The organism is Vibrio lamellibrachiae (assembly GCF_050337265.1).
Classification (GTDB): Bacteria; Pseudomonadota; Gammaproteobacteria; order Enterobacterales; family Vibrionaceae; genus Vibrio; species Vibrio kyushuensis.
The window spans coordinates 295,149-311,751 of the sequence record NZ_JAKJSU010000004.1 but is presented as its reverse complement, the minus strand read 5'-3'; the positions used below and the strand labels follow the sequence as shown (position 1 = coordinate 311,751).

Here is a 16,603-nt window from a genome sequence, read left to right as displayed (position 1 = left end):
AGAGATATTTCGTTCTATAGAGCACCAAATACTGTCTGTGACTTAGCTCTCACATCTATCATTTGTTCAATAAATCTGTATAATTCGCCGCCTATAAATTCGTTCTTTAATTTCAGTCGAATTGGCCTCTCCGATAATGTAGATAGCCAATCGTAACATCTAGGAATACTTCATTGATTTCAACTGCTAACATCACCATGCAATTTGGCGCCGAGCCTTTATTTGAAAACATTTCAGCTAAGTTTGGTAACGGTAACCGTTACGGCTTAATTGGCGCGAATGGATGTGGTAAATCAACGTTCATGAAGATTCTTAGTGGTGAGCTTGCTGCTAGTTCAGGTAACGTATCAATTACTCCTGGTGAGAAACTGGGTGTATTGAGTCAGGATCAGTTCGCATTTGAACAATACAACGTGATTGATGTTGTGATTATGGGTGACCGTAAACTTTGGGAAATCAAACAAGAGCGTGACCGCATCTATTCACTGCCTGAAATGAGCGAAGAGGACGGCATGAAAGTAGCCGATCTTGAAAGTGAATTTGCAGAGATGGATGGCTACACAGCAGAAGCTCGTGCAGGCGATATCTTGATTCAAGCAGGTATTGAAGAAGAGTTCCATTTCGGTTTGATGCAGCAAGTTGCTCCCGGTTGGAAGCTGCGTGTGTTACTAGCACAAGCCCTTTTCGCTAACCCAGATATCTTGCTACTTGATGAACCAACCAACAACTTGGACATCAACACCATTAACTGGCTTGGTGAAGAGCTTAATCAGCGTAAATGTACAATGATTATCATCTCGCACGATCGCCACTTCTTGAATTCTGTATGTACTCATATGGCAGATATCGATTACGGTGAGCTTCGTATTTACCCTGGTAACTATGAGTACTTCCTTGAAGCGTCTGGTCTTATTCGCGAACAGCTACTTTCAAGCAATGCTAAAAAAGCGGCTGAAATTAGCGAACTGCAAGACTTTGTTAACCGATTTGGTGCGAATGCATCTAAAGCGAAACAAGCAAGTTCTCGTGCGAAGAAGATGGATAAAATCAAACTAGACGAAGTTAAATCGACTAGCCGTATCAGCCCATCCATTGATTTTGGTGAAGGTAAGAAGCTGCACCGTTTAGCGTTAGAGTTAAAAGATGTAGGCCATGGCTTCGAAGAAGGCATGCTGTTTGAAAAAGGCAACTTACTATTAGAAGCTGGGACTCGTTTAGCGGTTATCGGTGAAAACGGTGTCGGCAAAACAACACTATTACGCTGCCTAGTTAATGAGTTAGAGCAAAATGAAGGTGTCGTTAAATGGTCTGAAAATGCCTCTTTTGGTTATTGCCCACAAGACAGTACTGCTGACTTTGACAACGATTTAAGCATCTTTGATTGGATCTCTCAATGGCGCACCACTAAACATGATGACTTGATGGTTCGTGGTATTTTGGGTCGTCTGTTGTTTACTGCTGATGATGCGAATAAGAAAGCGAAAAACTGTTCGGGTGGTGAAAAGAACCGTCTATTGTTTGGCAAGTTAATGATGCAAGATGTTAACGTCCTTATTATGGATGAGCCAACAAACCACATGGATATGGAAGCCATTGAAGCGCTAAATAATGCGTTGAAAGAGTACCAAGGTACGCTAATTTTCGTTAGCCATGACCGTGAGTTTGTGTCATCTCTTGCAACCTCTATTATTGACGTTAAAGATAAGCAACTAATTAACTTCCAAGGTACGTACAACGAGTACCTAGCACACCAGAAGAAGTTACTCGCTACGTCATAGCCTGTTGATGCTATAGGCATTCGACGTCACTGTTGTTGCCTATTGAAATAAAAGCCGCCGAGATCGTCTAACGATCTCGGCGGCTTTGTTTGTACGTTATCCCAATTACAAACGCTGATAGTGCATTGCTTATTTATCTAGCTGAAAAGCGCAACACTTTGGCGGCTAATCGCAATCAAATCTCCGGCACTGTTCCAGATGTCTGCTTCTAAGTGTGCATAGCCATTTGCGGCTTGCCTTGTGACTGCTTTATACGCGAACCAATCAGTCGGTTCGACGGGCTTATGTGGATGAATAAATTCTAAGTTCCACATCATAGTGCTGGCCGGTGCTGGCTGTTGCATCATTTGCAATACAGCAGGGGGCCATGAATCAATCAGACAAATTAAATGGGCATCTGTAATTATCAGTGGTTCACTCTTAAACCGCATCCATCCTTTCAAATGTGACAGTGTCGCACCACTGTACGGCATTGCACCTTCATCAATGGCCAAGTCAATATTACTAATGAAGTTTGGTGTGACGGAGGGGATCACTGGAACAAGCGGAAGCGAGTCGGGCGTACGCAATTTATGCTCACTAGTGTTGCTGACTTCAACCTCAGAAAATCGTTCGATACCAAAGCTTGCTTGCTGAATGACGGCCACTTCTTCATTTTGAATAATTCTTCCGGTGAGCTGTGAGGCATTTTTACCTTCTCGTAGGATCTCTATTTCAAATGAAAAAGGGGTATTGGCTAAGAGCGGTCCAACAAAGTTGGTGGTCAGTGATCGCAGAGGTCTATTATCGGCCACTTTGGTTTTCATTGCGGTATATAAAAGTGCCGCTGAAATGCCACCGAACGCGGTTCTTCCTTGTGTCCAATTATCAGGGAAGGTCATTGTTGAGTTGTTGGTTGCGCATTCTTGAACTTGTTGAAGTAGATTATCAATGTGCATAGAGAGACTCTGTTACTGAAGTGTATAATTAATGTTAACTGGTCTAATCAGTCAAATCAATTCTTCAAGTCACCGATAGTGATCTTGGGTTATATATTGATTAACATTACTAGACCTTGTTAGTTGTAATGTTAAATACCCCTGTTTTTGGTTGGTTTTTGTGGAGTCTCTGCTTCGTTATACTTCGCGTGATTTTAAACCGTCTACAAAGACACGCACTGGATTTACGTTCCAGCTCGCAGAAGGAAAAACCATGTCTCAATATGTTGTATGTGCGCTATATAAATTTGTAACGCTCAATGATTACCAAGAAATTCGCCAACCATTAACTGATCTCCTTGAAGCTAATAATATCCGCGGTACTTTGCTTTTAGCGAGCGAAGGCATTAACGGTACGGTTGCAGGAAAGCGAGAATCAATCGATGCACTGCTGAAATGGTTCAAACAAGATACACGCCTAGCCGACGTTGTTTATAAAGAATCGTTCAACGAAGAGCAGCCTTTCAATCGAACTAAAGTGAAATTGAAAAAAGAAATCGTGACCATGGGTGTCGAAGGTATCGATCCTCTCAACGTAGTCGGAACGTATGTGAAGCCAAGCGATTGGAATGATCTAATTTCGGATCCAGAAGTGCTACTAGTTGATACTCGAAACGATTACGAAGTGGATATAGGCACATTTAAGAATGCCGTTAACCCAAACACGGAAACGTTCCGCGAATTTCCTCAATACGTTGCAGACAATTTAGACCCAGCCAAGCATAAGAAAGTCGCTATGTTTTGTACTGGCGGTATTCGCTGTGAAAAATCAACCGCCTACATGAAAGAGCAGGGTTTTGACGAGGTATATCACCTTGAAGGCGGCATTCTTAAGTACTTAGAAGAAGTGCCAGAAGAAGAGACAATGTGGGAAGGCGATTGTTATGTATTTGACGGTCGTGTGGCTGTCAATCACCAACTTGAAAAGAGCGGCTATGACGTTTGTAACGCATGTCGTTTACCAATCACAGCGCAAGATCAAGAATCTGAGTATTTTGAAAAAGGTGTGAGCTGCCCTAAGTGTGTCGATAAACACAGCGAGGAGCAAAAGGCGCGATTCCGTGAACGTGAAAAACAAGCTCAGCTATCAAACGCACGTGGCGAAACACACGTAGGTGGCGAAGCGGGCCTCCTAATTGAACAACGTAAACAGCAAAAGCTCGCGTTGAAAGAGCAGCAACGCTCAGGCAAGAGAGTAAAATAAGGCGCGTTCAGTACGCACTTTAATTTCTCAAAAAATAGTGACAGTGGCCTAGATATTTGTCTAGGCCATTTTTGTGTGTCTTTATTAGGTGTTCATTTTAGAAAGATCACTATACGGATGATCTGGTCTATTACTTATCAGCACTGATCTGGAAGAACTTATTCCCGATATTGTTGCTGTTTTATCGTGTGATAATTCATTATAAATCGTGTCATGCTTTGGCGATTGCATTCGGTGTGATTATGGAAATGACGGCGTTTTACACCTGTTCGAGGGAAAATAAAGCAAGCTTTAATTGATATTACCCCCCGTTATTGCTAGTCTCCGCACGATATTTACATCTGTTACAAATTTTTTGTGACAGGTATTTCGTTTTTACTTTTCGATCAAAAAGTATTTCAGAGTAATCATAAACAATAGTTATGAGTAGTACGCTAATTAAACCCAATCCCATAGATTCATGTTATTCAACCAATAAATACAGTATCGGAACCACCGATTACAAAGTTGGTCAGGATAATATCCAAAAGTGGGGAGTAGACATACATAACCCCGTATTTGGTATTAGTGCCACCCTGATTATCATTCTTTTATCTGCACTTTTACTCGTTGAACCCGCCACTGCAAACGCAACACTAACCAGTGTTCGTAACGGCATTATGGCTCAATTTGACGTGTTCATTATGTGGTCAACAAACTTCTTTGTTCTTTTTACTTTTCTGTTGATTATATCGCCATTTGGTAAAATCCGAATTGGTGGCAAGCAAGCACAAACTGAACACTCGACCTTATCGTGGGTAACAATGTTGTTCGCAGCAGGAATGGGTATTGGCCTCTTGTTTTGGGGAGTTGCTGAACCAACAGCTTACTTTACGAACTGGTGGGGAACACCGCTAAATGTAGAGCCATTTACCGAAGAAGCAAAATCATTAGCATTGGCTGCTACGGTATATAACTGGGGGCTCCACGGTTGGGCTGTTTACGGCGTTGTAGGACTGGCTCTGGCTTTCTTTTCTTATAACAAAGGTTTGCCGTTATCCATGCGGTCGGTTTTTTATCCATTAATTGGTAATAGAACATGGGGTTGGCCTGGTCACATCATTGATATCATGGCGGTTCTGGCGACGTTATTCTCGCTCGCAACGTCTCTCGGACTTGGTGCTCAGCAAGCGGCTGGCGGTATTAATCATGTATTTGGTATCGAAAGTGGAATTGGCTTACAGCTGATGGTTATTGTACTCGTGACATTAATTGCCATTGTCTCTGTTATTCGCGGAATTAACGGCGGTGTAAAAGTATTGAGTAATATCAATATGATACTTGCCTTCTCATTACTGGCATTCATGCTGATTGTTAGTTTTGATGTAATTTCAGTGTCGATTCCTGAAACCTTTGTCGCTTACGCGGAAAACTTTGTTGCTCTGAGTAATCCACACGACCGTGGCGATGTGGCGTGGATGCAAGGTTGGACAATATTTTACTTTGCTTGGTGGATTTCGTTAGGTCCATTCGTTGGTATGTTCATTGCGCGTATCTCTAAAGGTCGTACGGTCCGTGAATTCTTATGTGCTGTGATCTTTATTCCTACGCTCGTGACTTTGGTATGGATGGCGACGTTTGGTGGCATTGCTATCGATCAAGTTATTAATCAAGTCGGTGAGTTAGGTACGAATGGCTTGACTGACATATCTCTATCTTTATTCCACGTATTTGATGCGATGGCGTATGGCGATGTGTTATCTGTGCTGTCGATTGTACTAGTATTGATCTTCTTTATTACGTGTTCGGACTCAGCTTCTCTCGTCGTCGACAGTATCACGGCGGGTGGTAAGATTGATGCACCAGTGCCACAGCGAATTTTCTGGGCAGTAGTTCAAGGTGTTATTGCTGCTGTTATGCTTTGGCTTGGCGGTACTGAATCGCTGCAAGCCTTGCAAGCGGGTGTTGTGACGACTGGGTTACCATTTACCTTAGTCATCTTAATAATGTGCGTTGGCCTGCTAAAAGGTTTGAACTCGGAACGTGCTTTATATAAATAGTACTTATTGCTAAAAGCTAAGATCTAAAGCTCAATATGATCAGCCCTAACGGTCTCAAATGCATGTTTGAGGCCGTTTTTACGTTTACATTAATCTCACCCTACGTAGTAAATGGAATAATTTCTTCCAAATAGCTTTCGCTTCTACTGAACTCTCTGTGAGATAAATCTATTTCACAGTGTTCAACCGTCACTCCAATACGACTGGTATTGATACCCATCGACGAAAAATCTTAATAAAGATAATCCAATTGGTAAGTACATACCGCGCCTCGTTTTCGTATTAATAATAATAATTATAAAATTTTAGTTGAAATAATATTGTTATGTTATAACATTCTTCGAATCTAATTGTTACATTATAACATAACCTATAGAGCCTAGCGTGGTTTATATGCTCATTAAGACTAAGAACAACTTATCCTATGTATCTCTTGGTACATTTCTTCTAACGGTCAGCCAAGCGTACGCTGCTGAGACTCACGATGAACACATGGTTGTCACCGCCACCTCTTATCAAAAATCTGTTTCAGAGGTGCCAGCCAGTGTGTCAGTAATCACACAAGAAGATTTAGCATTAATGCCATACAACAATTTGAGCGATGCTCTTGTCGCGACTTCAGGTGTGTATATTGCCGATCTTGGACAAGGGAAAAAGGGCATCGAGATCCGAGGCATGGATTCTTCTCAAAGCTTAATTTTGATTAACGGCCGACGCACTACCGGCGCTTCAAATATGATGGGGCATTCCAATGTAGAACTTGAAAATATTCCCGTGTCCGACATTGAGCGTATCGAAGTCATTAAAGGCCCAATGTCTGCGCTTTATGGCTCAGATGCGTTGGGCGGGGTGGTCAATGTAATCACAAAACCTGTTGGCAATGATTGGCGAGGCAGTGTTCGTGCTGGTGGCTCGACGTTGATTGATGAACACGGGAATACCAGCAATTTAGAAGCGTCGACGTCAGGTGCTATTATTGACGACAAGTTGTATCTCAAATTAACCGCAGGTCAGTCTTATCAAGGTCTTGTTAAGAATCGTAATGATGAGAATGAAACTGACATCTCGGGCAACCGTAATAAGTTCATAGATGCAGAGCTTAAAAGCGTGTTATCTGATAGCCAAGAGCTTGATTTAAACTTGAGAGTGGGCGAAAGCGAGACATGGTATGACTACGGGGCTGGTCGGAATAAAGATATCTATACCCGCAGCACAAATGTTTACGAAACGCTCGACTATGGTTTGACCCATTCAGGTTTTTGGAATTTTGGTGACTCCCAGCTTCGCGTTTATGGATCTCGCGTTACTCAAACAAACAGTAAAAATATCGGCACGCCAAATACCGCTAACAATGTCGATGAAGACATTGTTGATGGATATTTACAATTCTTTGCTGGTGACAACCATCATATGACGGTTGGCGGCCAATGGAGTGAACAGCGTTTAACGAGCAAAGACCTCTCTTCCGGAAAAGGTTCAGCCGATCAAAGTGCTCTATTCCTACAAGATGATGTACACCTGTCTGACGATCTCTCTTTGTTACTCGGTATGCGTTACGACAAGCACTCTGAATTTGGTAGTCATACATCACCGCGAGCGTACTTGGTGTATACACCGGGTGAGAATTGGGTGTTAAAGGGGGGCTATGGTGAAGGATTCAAAGCGCCGACGATAAAACAGCTGTCCCCAGAGTATTTTAGTATTGGTAATGGCCGCCCATTTGATATTCGTGGTAACGAAGATCTAAAACCAGAAGTAAACCGCTCTTATGAAGTGTCTGCAGAATACAATGCCGATCAATGGAGCAGTATGGTGACACTGTTCCACAATGATGTAGAGAACTTGATTGAAACGAGTTGCGTTGAAGGCTGCCGAGGAGCGCCATCTTCAGGATCGACTGTGTATGAATATTCGAATATTTCTCAGGCAGAGCTGAAAGGTTTAGAGTGGTCTGGAAGCGTGACCTTGTCACAAGATTTCTATGTGAATATGAATTTAACGATCCTTGATGCTACCGATAAAGAGAGCGGTAAAACCATTGATAGTAAGCCTGAGTCGCAAGCCTACGCTGCTCTTAATTGGCAAACAACAGAGAGTTTAACGACGCAAGTTAGTGTAAACCATACGGGTGCACAAACGTATGAAGATAACGACTTACCTTCTTACCAAGTTTATAACGTAGCCGCTAACTATAAATTAAACAGTGTAGATTTCTCTATGGGTGTTTCAAACGTGTTTGATACCTATTTAGACGATAAGTCAGAGCACTTTACTTACGCTGTTCAACCCCGTCAGGTGTACCTAAACGGCACATACAGATTTAAGTAATAGGAACCATATAATGCGCTTAGATCTAATTAAAGCACTGTTTACTCAGTGCTTTGTTTCTCTGCTCGTGATTACATCGACTTTTGCGGCATCTATAACCTTTTCGAATGTGGTTTTTGCTGAAACGACTACAGTCGCGGTAGTGCATACCGACTTCGTCCCTCAAAGTAAAATTGAGCGATTAAAAGAGTACGCACTCGAACAACAAGTCGAGCTTATTAGCTTCACGCCAAGAACTTATAACGTCAGCAAAATTCGCGAGGCGGATTTTACGATCATTGATACGCCTCGTATGCCTGATCGCCAGCGACTCGCAGAGGTAATGGAAACCTTCCCTGCGGATATGAACTGGGTGATGTTTGGTGGCGGTCCACCGAGTGCATCAAGCCAGATGAGCCGAGAGTTTTCTCACCAGTTAACGAGATATTATTTAAACGGTACATCGAATAATTATGGTTACTTATTTTCGGCGATTCGTTTGAACCATTTAGGAGAGCCTTTAGCCAACTTACCTGAAGCGGAAATTGTTCCTACTTACGGTATTTACCACGACGAAGGTGTGGTGCCGGATCTGAATAGTTATCTAACCGCAACGGGTTGGCAAGAAGGGACACCCATTGCGGGCTTCATCATTAGCCGCAATCAGATCATAAACCAAGAGTTTGAACCGCTTGAGGATTTGATTGAAAAAACCAAACAAGCGGGTATCGAGCCTGTCATGTTCTGGGTGGAAGGTGACAATGGGTTAGATTGGCTTTGGGATACGTCCAAATTGCGTCTCTCTCCGACTGTGTTGGTGAACCTAACTCACTTACAGCAAGGTGAACAGCGCAAAGCTGAAATGAATAAGCTTGGCGTACCCGTTATTCAAACCATTCACTTTCGTGATGGCGATCTAGATGACTGGCGAGAAAGTGATGTTGGGATAGAGCCCCGTAACGCCTCGGTCATGCTTTCAACAACCGAAACATGGGGCTTAACAGATCCATTAGTGATATCAGCTGACCAAGCGGGAGAGAAAACGTATATCACCGAGCAGCTGGATCTGTTGTTTGGTCGAGTTCATGCCTATCAGCGATTAAAGACCAAATCTAACACTGAGAAAAGTGTGGCGGTTATGTTCTGGAATGCGCCAGCTGGAGCAGAAAATATCTCGGCATCGAACCTTAACGTACCTTTAAGCCTTGTTAGCATCGCAGAAGGGTTGAACAAGGAAGGCTATGATGTTCCGCCGATCGATGAGCAACAGATGATTGAGGACGGTAAAATCTTGTTGTCGGGTTATTACAATTCGAGTGACATCGAGAGCTTGCTTGAAGCCGAATACGCGGCAGTATTGCCGCTTCGCAGTTATCTACGCTGGTTCCGAAGCCTACCAATCGAGCAAAGGCACTTCGTTAACCGCAATTGGGGACACCCGATGACGTATAAGGGGATTAAACAGATTAATGGCGAGCCCTCGTTTGTTTTTCCTATCTTAAAGAAGGGTAATCTTTGGTTAATGCCCCAACCACCACGTTCTGGAGAAGTTGGTCATGCCATCCACTCAACAACTGAGCCACCGAGTCACCTCTATTTAGCGGTCTATTTTTGGCTTCAACAACAACACAATCAAGGGCAATTGGATGCGCTTGTTCACCTTGGAACACATGGTTCACAAGAGTGGACACCCGGTAAGGCGCGTGGATTGTCTCAGGATGATTTTCCTTATTTAACGCTTGGTGATCTGCCCGTTTTCTACCCGTACATTCAAGATAATATCGCAGAAGCAATTCAGGCGAAAAGACGAGGAAGGGCAACGATCATTAGCCACCAAACCCCAACGTTTGGACCTGCGGGTTTATATGGAGACTATGTAGAGCTCAACGGCTTGCTCGGCGACTACGAAAATGCGTTACCAGGCTCGGTAAAAGATGAGCTAAAAATTGCATTAATTGCCAAGATTGAATCGCTCAATGTATTAGTGGATATGGGGCTAGACCCAAATTCAATCGAAGAGGACCTTGATTCCGTTCTGGAGCAACTTGAAGAGCATATTGATCGTTTAGCAGCCTCATCGGTACCGCTTGGTTTGCATGCGTTCGGTCAATCTAAGCCAGATAGTGAGATTCATTACACGATTTTGCAACAAATGGGTGATGATCTATTACGCCATTTTGTCGATGAACCCTCTGAGTTTTGGAAGCAATTTGAAGGAGACTTTGAAGCACTAGATGACAGTGAGCCTATCCAATGGATTCGGAGTGCTATTGAAGGTACAAATGCGATTGAAAACGTAAGTTCTGAAAGTACGCCAGTACAAGGCGGCGAAGAAGCCAAGTTAGCAATGAAAGCACTAGCAGAAACCGCTAAATCTTCGTTTAACAGGCTTGTGAACAACGGCGAAATTGAAAGCCTACTTAATGGTTTGTCAGCAGGATTTATTCCAGCAGGGCCAGGTGGCGATCCATTGCGTAATCCTTCCACATCAAGTGGGACCAATTTGTATGGCTTTGATCCAGCGAAAGTGCCAAGTTCTCCTGCTTATAATGCCGCAGAGCGAGAGCTTCAGAATTTACTTGATGCTCATATTGAAAAAAATGGAGAGACGCCAAGTAAAGTTGCCTTCTCCCTGTGGGCGGGGGAAACACAACGACACTTCGGTATGCTAGAAGCTCAAGTGCTTCGTGCTATTGGTGCCGAGCCCATTTGGGATAGAGGCGGTAATCTGATTGAACTGCGTGTTATCCCTAACGATGAGTTAACAAGACCGCGCATTGATGTCGTGATTCAAGCAACGTCTGTCTATCGAGATCAATTCGATGGCTTTATGTTAAAGCTGAGCAAAGCAATTGAAGAAATCACCGCATTGGAAGATGGCAATGTCATTGCTGAAAACAGTCAAAGTTTAAGTGAATCACTAAGGGAACTGGGTTACGACTCAGAAAGAGCGTCGATGTTGTCTGCGCTGCGAATCTTCAGTAACGAACCGGGTGATTACGGCAGTGGAGTGAATGATCTCGCCATTCAATCTCAAGATTGGGAAAGCGATGATGCGTTGGGTGAACAATTTACGACTCGCCTTCAGTATGCGTATGGCAGTGAAGTTTGGGGGGAGAAATTGGGCGATACCAATTTGTTCGAATCACACCTATCTTCTGTTGATGCCGCCGTCATGACAAGAACCAGTCGCTTACATGGGCTGTTATCAACGGATCACCCATTTGAGTACTTAGGCGGGCTGGCGGCTGCAGTACGGAAAGCGTCAGGAAAAGATCCCGACTTGTACATCAATGACTTGCGTGAATCGAACAGTCGTACTGTCTCTGCAGGTACATTTTTGGCGGAAGAGCTGAATGCACGCTATCTAAACCCAGTTTGGATCACTTCAATGCAAAAAGAAGGGTATGCAGGCGCGCTGAATATGTTGGACATCACCAATAACCTATTTGGTTGGCAAGTAACGGCACCCGAAACCGTGAACGATCATCAATGGGAAGCATTGAGTGAAGTCTACATAGACGACAAACACGATCTTGGCATTAACGAATGGTTCGAACAGCATCAACCCGCAGCGCAAATGCAGATCATTGAGCGAATGCTTGAAGCGGTTAGAAAAGGCCACTGGGATGCAGACGAAGAGCGCTTAAAACAGCTTATTGAGCGTCATGAAGAGCTAGAGCCGTTAGTGGAGTATCACCAACCTCACGAAGTGACCAAAACATTTATCGAGCAAACAGCAGCAGGGTTTGGTCTTGGGGCTATTGGTGCGATTGCGAGTAACCCTATTATCTCAGGGCAAGTGATGCAAGAAATGGAATCGTTCGAGCAACCGACATTAACGGACTACCAAATGTTTTTCCTTATCACCTTTATTTTTGGTTGTATCGCGACAGGTGCGATTCGACAACACCGTATAACAAGAGAAGCTTAACCATGAACCAACTTGAAACGTTAATTTATCAGTTTGCCACTTTATTTATGCAGCCCGTTATGGTGCTCGTGGTTGTTATCGTCGTTTACTCTTTGTATGTCTTAGGCCGATTCGGCGTTGAGTTCGTGCAACGCTTCGATAAGAACTATGTGTCGGTATTACAGCGTTACGCTCAATCAAATGATTCAGGTGACAGTGACCAGCTTGAGCTTTGGATTGTGAAAGAGCTAGAGCCTTTACGGTTGATCAGCCGAGCGGGACCTATGCTAGGTCTTGTTACCACGATGATCGCTATCGGACCTGCGTTAGTGGCTATGGGGGAAGGTGAAGTTGATAAGGTCGCACAAGAGATGATCGTTGCGTTTTCAGCGTCAATATTATCGTTAATAGCCGCGAGTTTAACCTTCAGCATTATGACAGTTCGCCGTCGTTGGTTATTGGAAGATATGTGCAAAATTGAACAAAGTATGAAAACGATGACGCATTCACATTCAATAGCCGAAGCGGTACACCCGGTAGAAACGAACACGTTAGCAGAAGGAAAGCTGTAATGAGATTTCTGGAGTCTGATGAGCTGGATGATCCGGTACTTTCCATTGTAAACATGGTGGATCTGTTTGCTGTTGTGATGGCATTTTTAATGATACTCAACGTCACCGGAGCCCAACTGCCGGAAAACTCGATGCTGATAGAGAACCCTGGTGAAGAGAATATGCGCATCACAATTAAGGATGCAGAGACCATGACTCGTTACGAAACCTCTGATGAAATAGGGGAAGGAACAGGGCAGATAGCAGGGCAGACCTATATGTTAGATGACGGTAGGTTAATCTATGTTCCAGCTGATTAGAAATAAGTCAGATTATTAGAATAACGTATCGAGCAGGTTGATAATTAGACGGTAAGAAATTGACATAACAAGGATTGACCAAAGAAATAGATAAGAGTAAATTGCAAACGTGTTTCTAAATGAGTGTAATTATCATTTAGATTTAATGTTATGCATCTGTTATATAGATGCCAATATTTTTGTTGAACTCTCGTTTGTCATCAAGGTCTTTTCGTTATGAACTCAGCCTGTTGCTATGCCCTTAATCGGATTGAAGCTGTTATTGAACACATTGATTCTCATTTAGATGAAACCTTAAGTGTGTCGGATCTATCGGTAGTCAGCTGTTGGTCTCGTTGGCAATTACAGCGTGTATTTCAAACCTATACGGGAATGAGTGTTGCCCAATATGTGCGAGAACAGAAGCTCTCCAAAGCCGCAGAGCAAGTATTGAGGCGAGACAAAAAGATGGTCGATATCGCTTATCAATATGGCTTTGGTTCTGAGGTGGCGTTTAGTCGAGCATTCAGTGCTTTCTTTGGTATTAGCCCTAAGCGCTATCAACAAAGGGGCACACGAGATGGGATTAAAGGGCCATGCGAGCGGCCTATTTCAGACTTTCCTAATTGCGAGGCTCTAACGCAAGGGTTCTTTCAAGTAAGAATAGAACATGCAAGTGAACAGCGTATTTATGGGGTTAAGCAACGTGTTCGAGGGCTATTGTCTAGTGAGCCAGATTTCGATGTCTCTGTTCCGTGTGCATGGAATGAGTTTAAAGATCAATGTAGCCGCTCTTTTAGTTCCCAAACACGTTGGGTAGGCGTGATTGATGCTCAAAATAATGCGGATGAAGGTGAGCTTACCTATTTAGCAGGCACCGATAACTTGAGTGACGTAAGCCACAAGAATGGTGAGTTTGAAAGTGTTGTTGTGGAAGAAAACGATTTTGCTGTATTGCCATTTAGTGGTCAAATCAAACAGTTTGCTCAAGCGGTTGAGTGGCTTGTTCTGCACTGGCTTCCTAGTTCTGGCTACACCGCAGTGGAAGCGCCTGAGTTGGAAATATACAGCGGACAAAGTGATTCGCAGTCGATGAATATTGAGTATTGGCTGCCAATTCAAAAAGTTTCATAAGCGCCTAAGTGCTTATTTTTATCGAGTTTATAGGTAACTTATCGACATGATGCACCAAATTGTAATGTTTTTTCTATCTAAGCTAATAAAATGCAAACGATAATAATTCGCAATTAGATTAACTTACGTTGATCGCACAGATTGAAAAGAAAAAGCAGGGAATCATGGCCACAACACTATTTTCAAAATCATCTTTAAGCGTAGCAATTGCTAGCGTACTAGTGCTCTCATTTGGAGCCAATGCAAATACCGAAAGCTCGAATGCGGCGGACACAACACAATCAGAAATCGAGACAATATCGGTTCTAGGTCAAACCTATCGCAATACTGCGACTAAGACCTCGTTAGAACCAGAAGAAACGCCTCAAGCTATCAGTGTTATTGAGAGCGAAGATCTTGAAGCAAGAGGCGTGAAGTCTCTAAACCAAGCACTGCGTTATGCGCCAGGTGTCGTGACTGAAACCAAGGGCGGCTCTGTGACAATGTACGACACGTTTATGATCCGTGGTTTTGCAGTCAACCAAAGCTACTACGATGGTTTGGCCCTTCAGTTCTTAAATGGTTGGAACTTGCAGCCTCAAATCGACCCGATTGCGATTCAGCAAGTGGAAATATTTAAAGGGCCGACATCGGTGCTGTACGGTTCAATGCCACCGGGTGGCATGGTTAACATGATTGCTAAGACGCCACAAAAGGAGTCGAGCACTGAGCTTGGGCTAGCGACGGGTTCTCGTAATCTGGTTGAGGCTTCTATTGATACTACAGGTCAAATTGGTGATAGCGATTTTTCATATCGCATTATTGGCTTAGCGCGTACTCGTGATGGGCAAGTCAACCATACCGAAGAAGAACGTTACGTGTTTGCTCCGTCGTTAAACTGGGAAGTGTCGGATAAAACGCTCATCAATTTCAATATGTACTATCAAAACGATCCAGCAATGGGTATGAACTCGGCAATGCCAGCAGCTGGTTCATTAACAGATAATCCGAATGGATCGACTACGCCAAATACGTTCGTGGGTGATAAGAACTGGAGTACGTTTGAGCGTGAAGTGTTGATGTTGGGCTATAAAGTTGATCATCAATTTACTAATGAGTGGGGTTTCTTGCAGAACTTCCGCTATACCGACGCGTCTCTGTATCAAGAAAACACATATCACAGTGATTACTATAACCACTGGGATCCTGCTACTGGCAATTTAGATAGAAATATCTACAGCACGGATGAAGAATCTAAGGGTTACACGATTGATAATCAGCTTTCTGGCTTTGTTGTTACGGGGAATGTTGAACATAACCTGTTATTTGGTCTTGATTACCAACAATTAAAAGGCTCATCGAATTACGCAGAATACGGTAGTACGAGTCAATTTGGCGACTTTAATATCTTTAACCCTAATAATGACATGATTAATAGGGACTCGTTGACTAAAGATTCGGAAGTTAAAGATGACGTTAAGATAAAACAGTTAGGTCTGTATTTCCAAGATCAAATGAGAATTGATCGCTTGGTTGTTATAGCTGGTGGTCGTTTTGACCAATATAAAACGACAAGCGATAGCGAGTGGGGTTATGAAGAAGCGGATGACAGTGCATTCTCATACCGTATTGGTGCGCTCTACGAATTAGATAATGGCGTATCGCCGTTTGCTAACTATGCAACAAGCTTTGAGCCTGTTACGGGTGTTAGCAGCTTTGGTGAAGCCTACAAGCCTGAAACCGGTCAGCAGATTGAAGTCGGTTTGAAATACCAATCTTCTGATTACAGTAAGAGTGCGACGGCATCGTTATTTAGAATTGAGAAAAATGATGTGTTAGTAACGGACCCATCATCAGCCGATTATCAAGACCAGTTGCAAGTTGGTCAGATTCGCTCTCAAGGTCTTGAGCTTGAAAGCCGTATACAGGTGACCTCTGGTTTAGACATCGCAGCGAACTACACCTACACCGACATGGAAATTATAAAAGATAGCGACAATGGTCTGCAAGGTACCACGCCAATCTACGTACCTGAGCATGCCGCTAACTTATGGGCGAATTACTTCATCTTCGACGGAGTGCTAAGTGGTACACGCGCAAGTGCAGGTGCTCGTTATGTAGGTGAAATGCAAATGGATGCGACCAATACGCAAGGTAAAGTGCCGTCCTACACCTTGGTAGATTTATCACTTGGTTACGACTTAGGTTCAGTTAAAGAGTCTTTGTCGGGCGCGACTGTGAATTTACTTGCGACGAACTTGTTTAATGAAGAGTACTTCACTTGTTATGACCAAACCAACTGTTGGTATGGCGAAGAGCGTACAGTAGAACTGAATGTTAATTATAAGTTCTAGTTTCTATACCGTGCTGTAAAACAGAGCAGCCTGCTGAAGAGTAGGCTGCTTTAGTGCATTTTCGCACG

At 43.3% G+C, this 16,603-nt stretch carries 10 protein-coding genes; 9 read left to right on the top strand and 1 reads right to left on the bottom strand.

What is annotated here, in order from left to right; all coding sequences use genetic code 11:
• The first annotated feature begins 173 nt into the window (after positions 1 to 173).
• On the top strand, positions 174 to 1,778 hold the full coding sequence (locus tag L4C54_RS01590; protein ID WP_428806815.1) for an ABC-F family ATPase: 1,605 nt from the start codon (positions 174 to 176) through the stop codon (positions 1,776 to 1,778).
• 137 nt (positions 1,779 to 1,915) lie between these two features.
• Here the strand turns inward: L4C54_RS01590 and L4C54_RS01585 are convergent, their stop codons facing one another.
• A complete protein-coding gene (locus tag L4C54_RS01585; RefSeq protein ID WP_428806814.1) occupies positions 1,916 to 2,716 on the bottom strand; it encodes an acyl-CoA thioesterase in 801 nt (266 codons plus the stop codon).
• A 253-nt stretch (positions 2,717 to 2,969) separates the two neighbouring features.
• Between L4C54_RS01585 and trhO the strand changes: the two genes are divergently transcribed.
• The 8 genes from trhO to L4C54_RS01545 all read left to right on the top strand — a co-directional run bounded on the left by trhO (position 2,970) and on the right by L4C54_RS01545 (position 16,535).
• Positions 2,970 to 3,959: an oxygen-dependent tRNA uridine(34) hydroxylase TrhO gene (gene trhO / locus L4C54_RS01580; RefSeq protein WP_428806813.1), complete on the top strand. Its 990-nt coding sequence runs from the start codon at positions 2,970 to 2,972 to the stop codon at positions 3,957 to 3,959.
• 422 nt (positions 3,960 to 4,381) lie between these two features.
• Positions 4,382 to 5,998, top strand: a complete 1,617-nt coding sequence (locus L4C54_RS01575) for a BCCT family transporter (protein ID WP_428806812.1) — start codon at positions 4,382 to 4,384, stop codon at positions 5,996 to 5,998.
• Between the two features lie 393 nt (positions 5,999 to 6,391).
• Positions 6,392 to 8,326, top strand: a complete 1,935-nt coding sequence (locus L4C54_RS01570) for a TonB-dependent receptor domain-containing protein (RefSeq protein ID WP_428806811.1) — start codon at positions 6,392 to 6,394, stop codon at positions 8,324 to 8,326.
• A gap of 13 nt (positions 8,327 to 8,339) precedes the next feature.
• Positions 8,340 to 12,239, top strand: a complete 3,900-nt coding sequence (cobN, locus tag L4C54_RS01565) for a cobaltochelatase subunit CobN (RefSeq protein ID WP_428806810.1) — start codon at positions 8,340 to 8,342, stop codon at positions 12,237 to 12,239.
• 2 nt (positions 12,240 to 12,241) lie between these two features.
• On the top strand, positions 12,242 to 12,790 hold the full coding sequence (locus tag L4C54_RS01560; RefSeq protein WP_428806809.1) for a MotA/TolQ/ExbB proton channel family protein: 549 nt from the start codon (positions 12,242 to 12,244) through the stop codon (positions 12,788 to 12,790).
• A complete protein-coding gene (locus L4C54_RS01555) occupies positions 12,790 to 13,089 on the top strand; it encodes a DUF2149 domain-containing protein (protein ID WP_428801894.1) in 300 nt (99 codons plus the stop codon). Before L4C54_RS01560 ends, L4C54_RS01555 begins: the two co-directional genes overlap by 1 nt.
• Positions 13,090 to 13,305: 216 nt before the next feature.
• Positions 13,306 to 14,202: an AraC family transcriptional regulator gene (locus L4C54_RS01550; RefSeq protein ID WP_428806808.1), complete on the top strand. Its 897-nt coding sequence runs from the start codon at positions 13,306 to 13,308 to the stop codon at positions 14,200 to 14,202.
• A gap of 164 nt (positions 14,203 to 14,366) precedes the next feature.
• The gene (locus L4C54_RS01545; RefSeq protein ID WP_428806807.1) at positions 14,367 to 16,535 is read left to right on the top strand and encodes a TonB-dependent siderophore receptor; all 2,169 of its coding nucleotides are present in this window, start codon (positions 14,367 to 14,369) and stop codon (positions 16,533 to 16,535) included.
• Positions 16,536 to 16,603: the final 68 nt, after the last annotated feature.

Bases quoted from the DNA above. Each gene is read 5' to 3' on its own strand.
- L4C54_RS01585 (WP_428806814.1), bottom strand. From the start codon at position 2,716: ATGCACATTGATAATCTACTTCAACAAGTTCAAGAATGCGCAACCAAC.
- trhO (WP_428806813.1), top strand. From the start codon at position 2,970: ATGTCTCAATATGTTGTATGTGCGCTATATAAATTTGTAACGCTCAAT.
- L4C54_RS01575 (WP_428806812.1), top strand. From the start codon at position 4,382: ATGAGTAGTACGCTAATTAAACCCAATCCCATAGATTCATGTTATTCA.
- L4C54_RS01570 (WP_428806811.1), top strand. From the start codon at position 6,392: ATGCTCATTAAGACTAAGAACAACTTATCCTATGTATCTCTTGGTACA.
- cobN (WP_428806810.1), top strand. From the start codon at position 8,340: ATGCGCTTAGATCTAATTAAAGCACTGTTTACTCAGTGCTTTGTTTCT.
- L4C54_RS01560 (WP_428806809.1), top strand. From the start codon at position 12,242: ATGAACCAACTTGAAACGTTAATTTATCAGTTTGCCACTTTATTTATG.
- L4C54_RS01555 (WP_428801894.1), top strand. From the start codon at position 12,790: ATGAGATTTCTGGAGTCTGATGAGCTGGATGATCCGGTACTTTCCATT.
- L4C54_RS01550 (WP_428806808.1), top strand. From the start codon at position 13,306: ATGAACTCAGCCTGTTGCTATGCCCTTAATCGGATTGAAGCTGTTATT.
- L4C54_RS01545 (WP_428806807.1), top strand. From the start codon at position 14,367: ATGGCCACAACACTATTTTCAAAATCATCTTTAAGCGTAGCAATTGCT.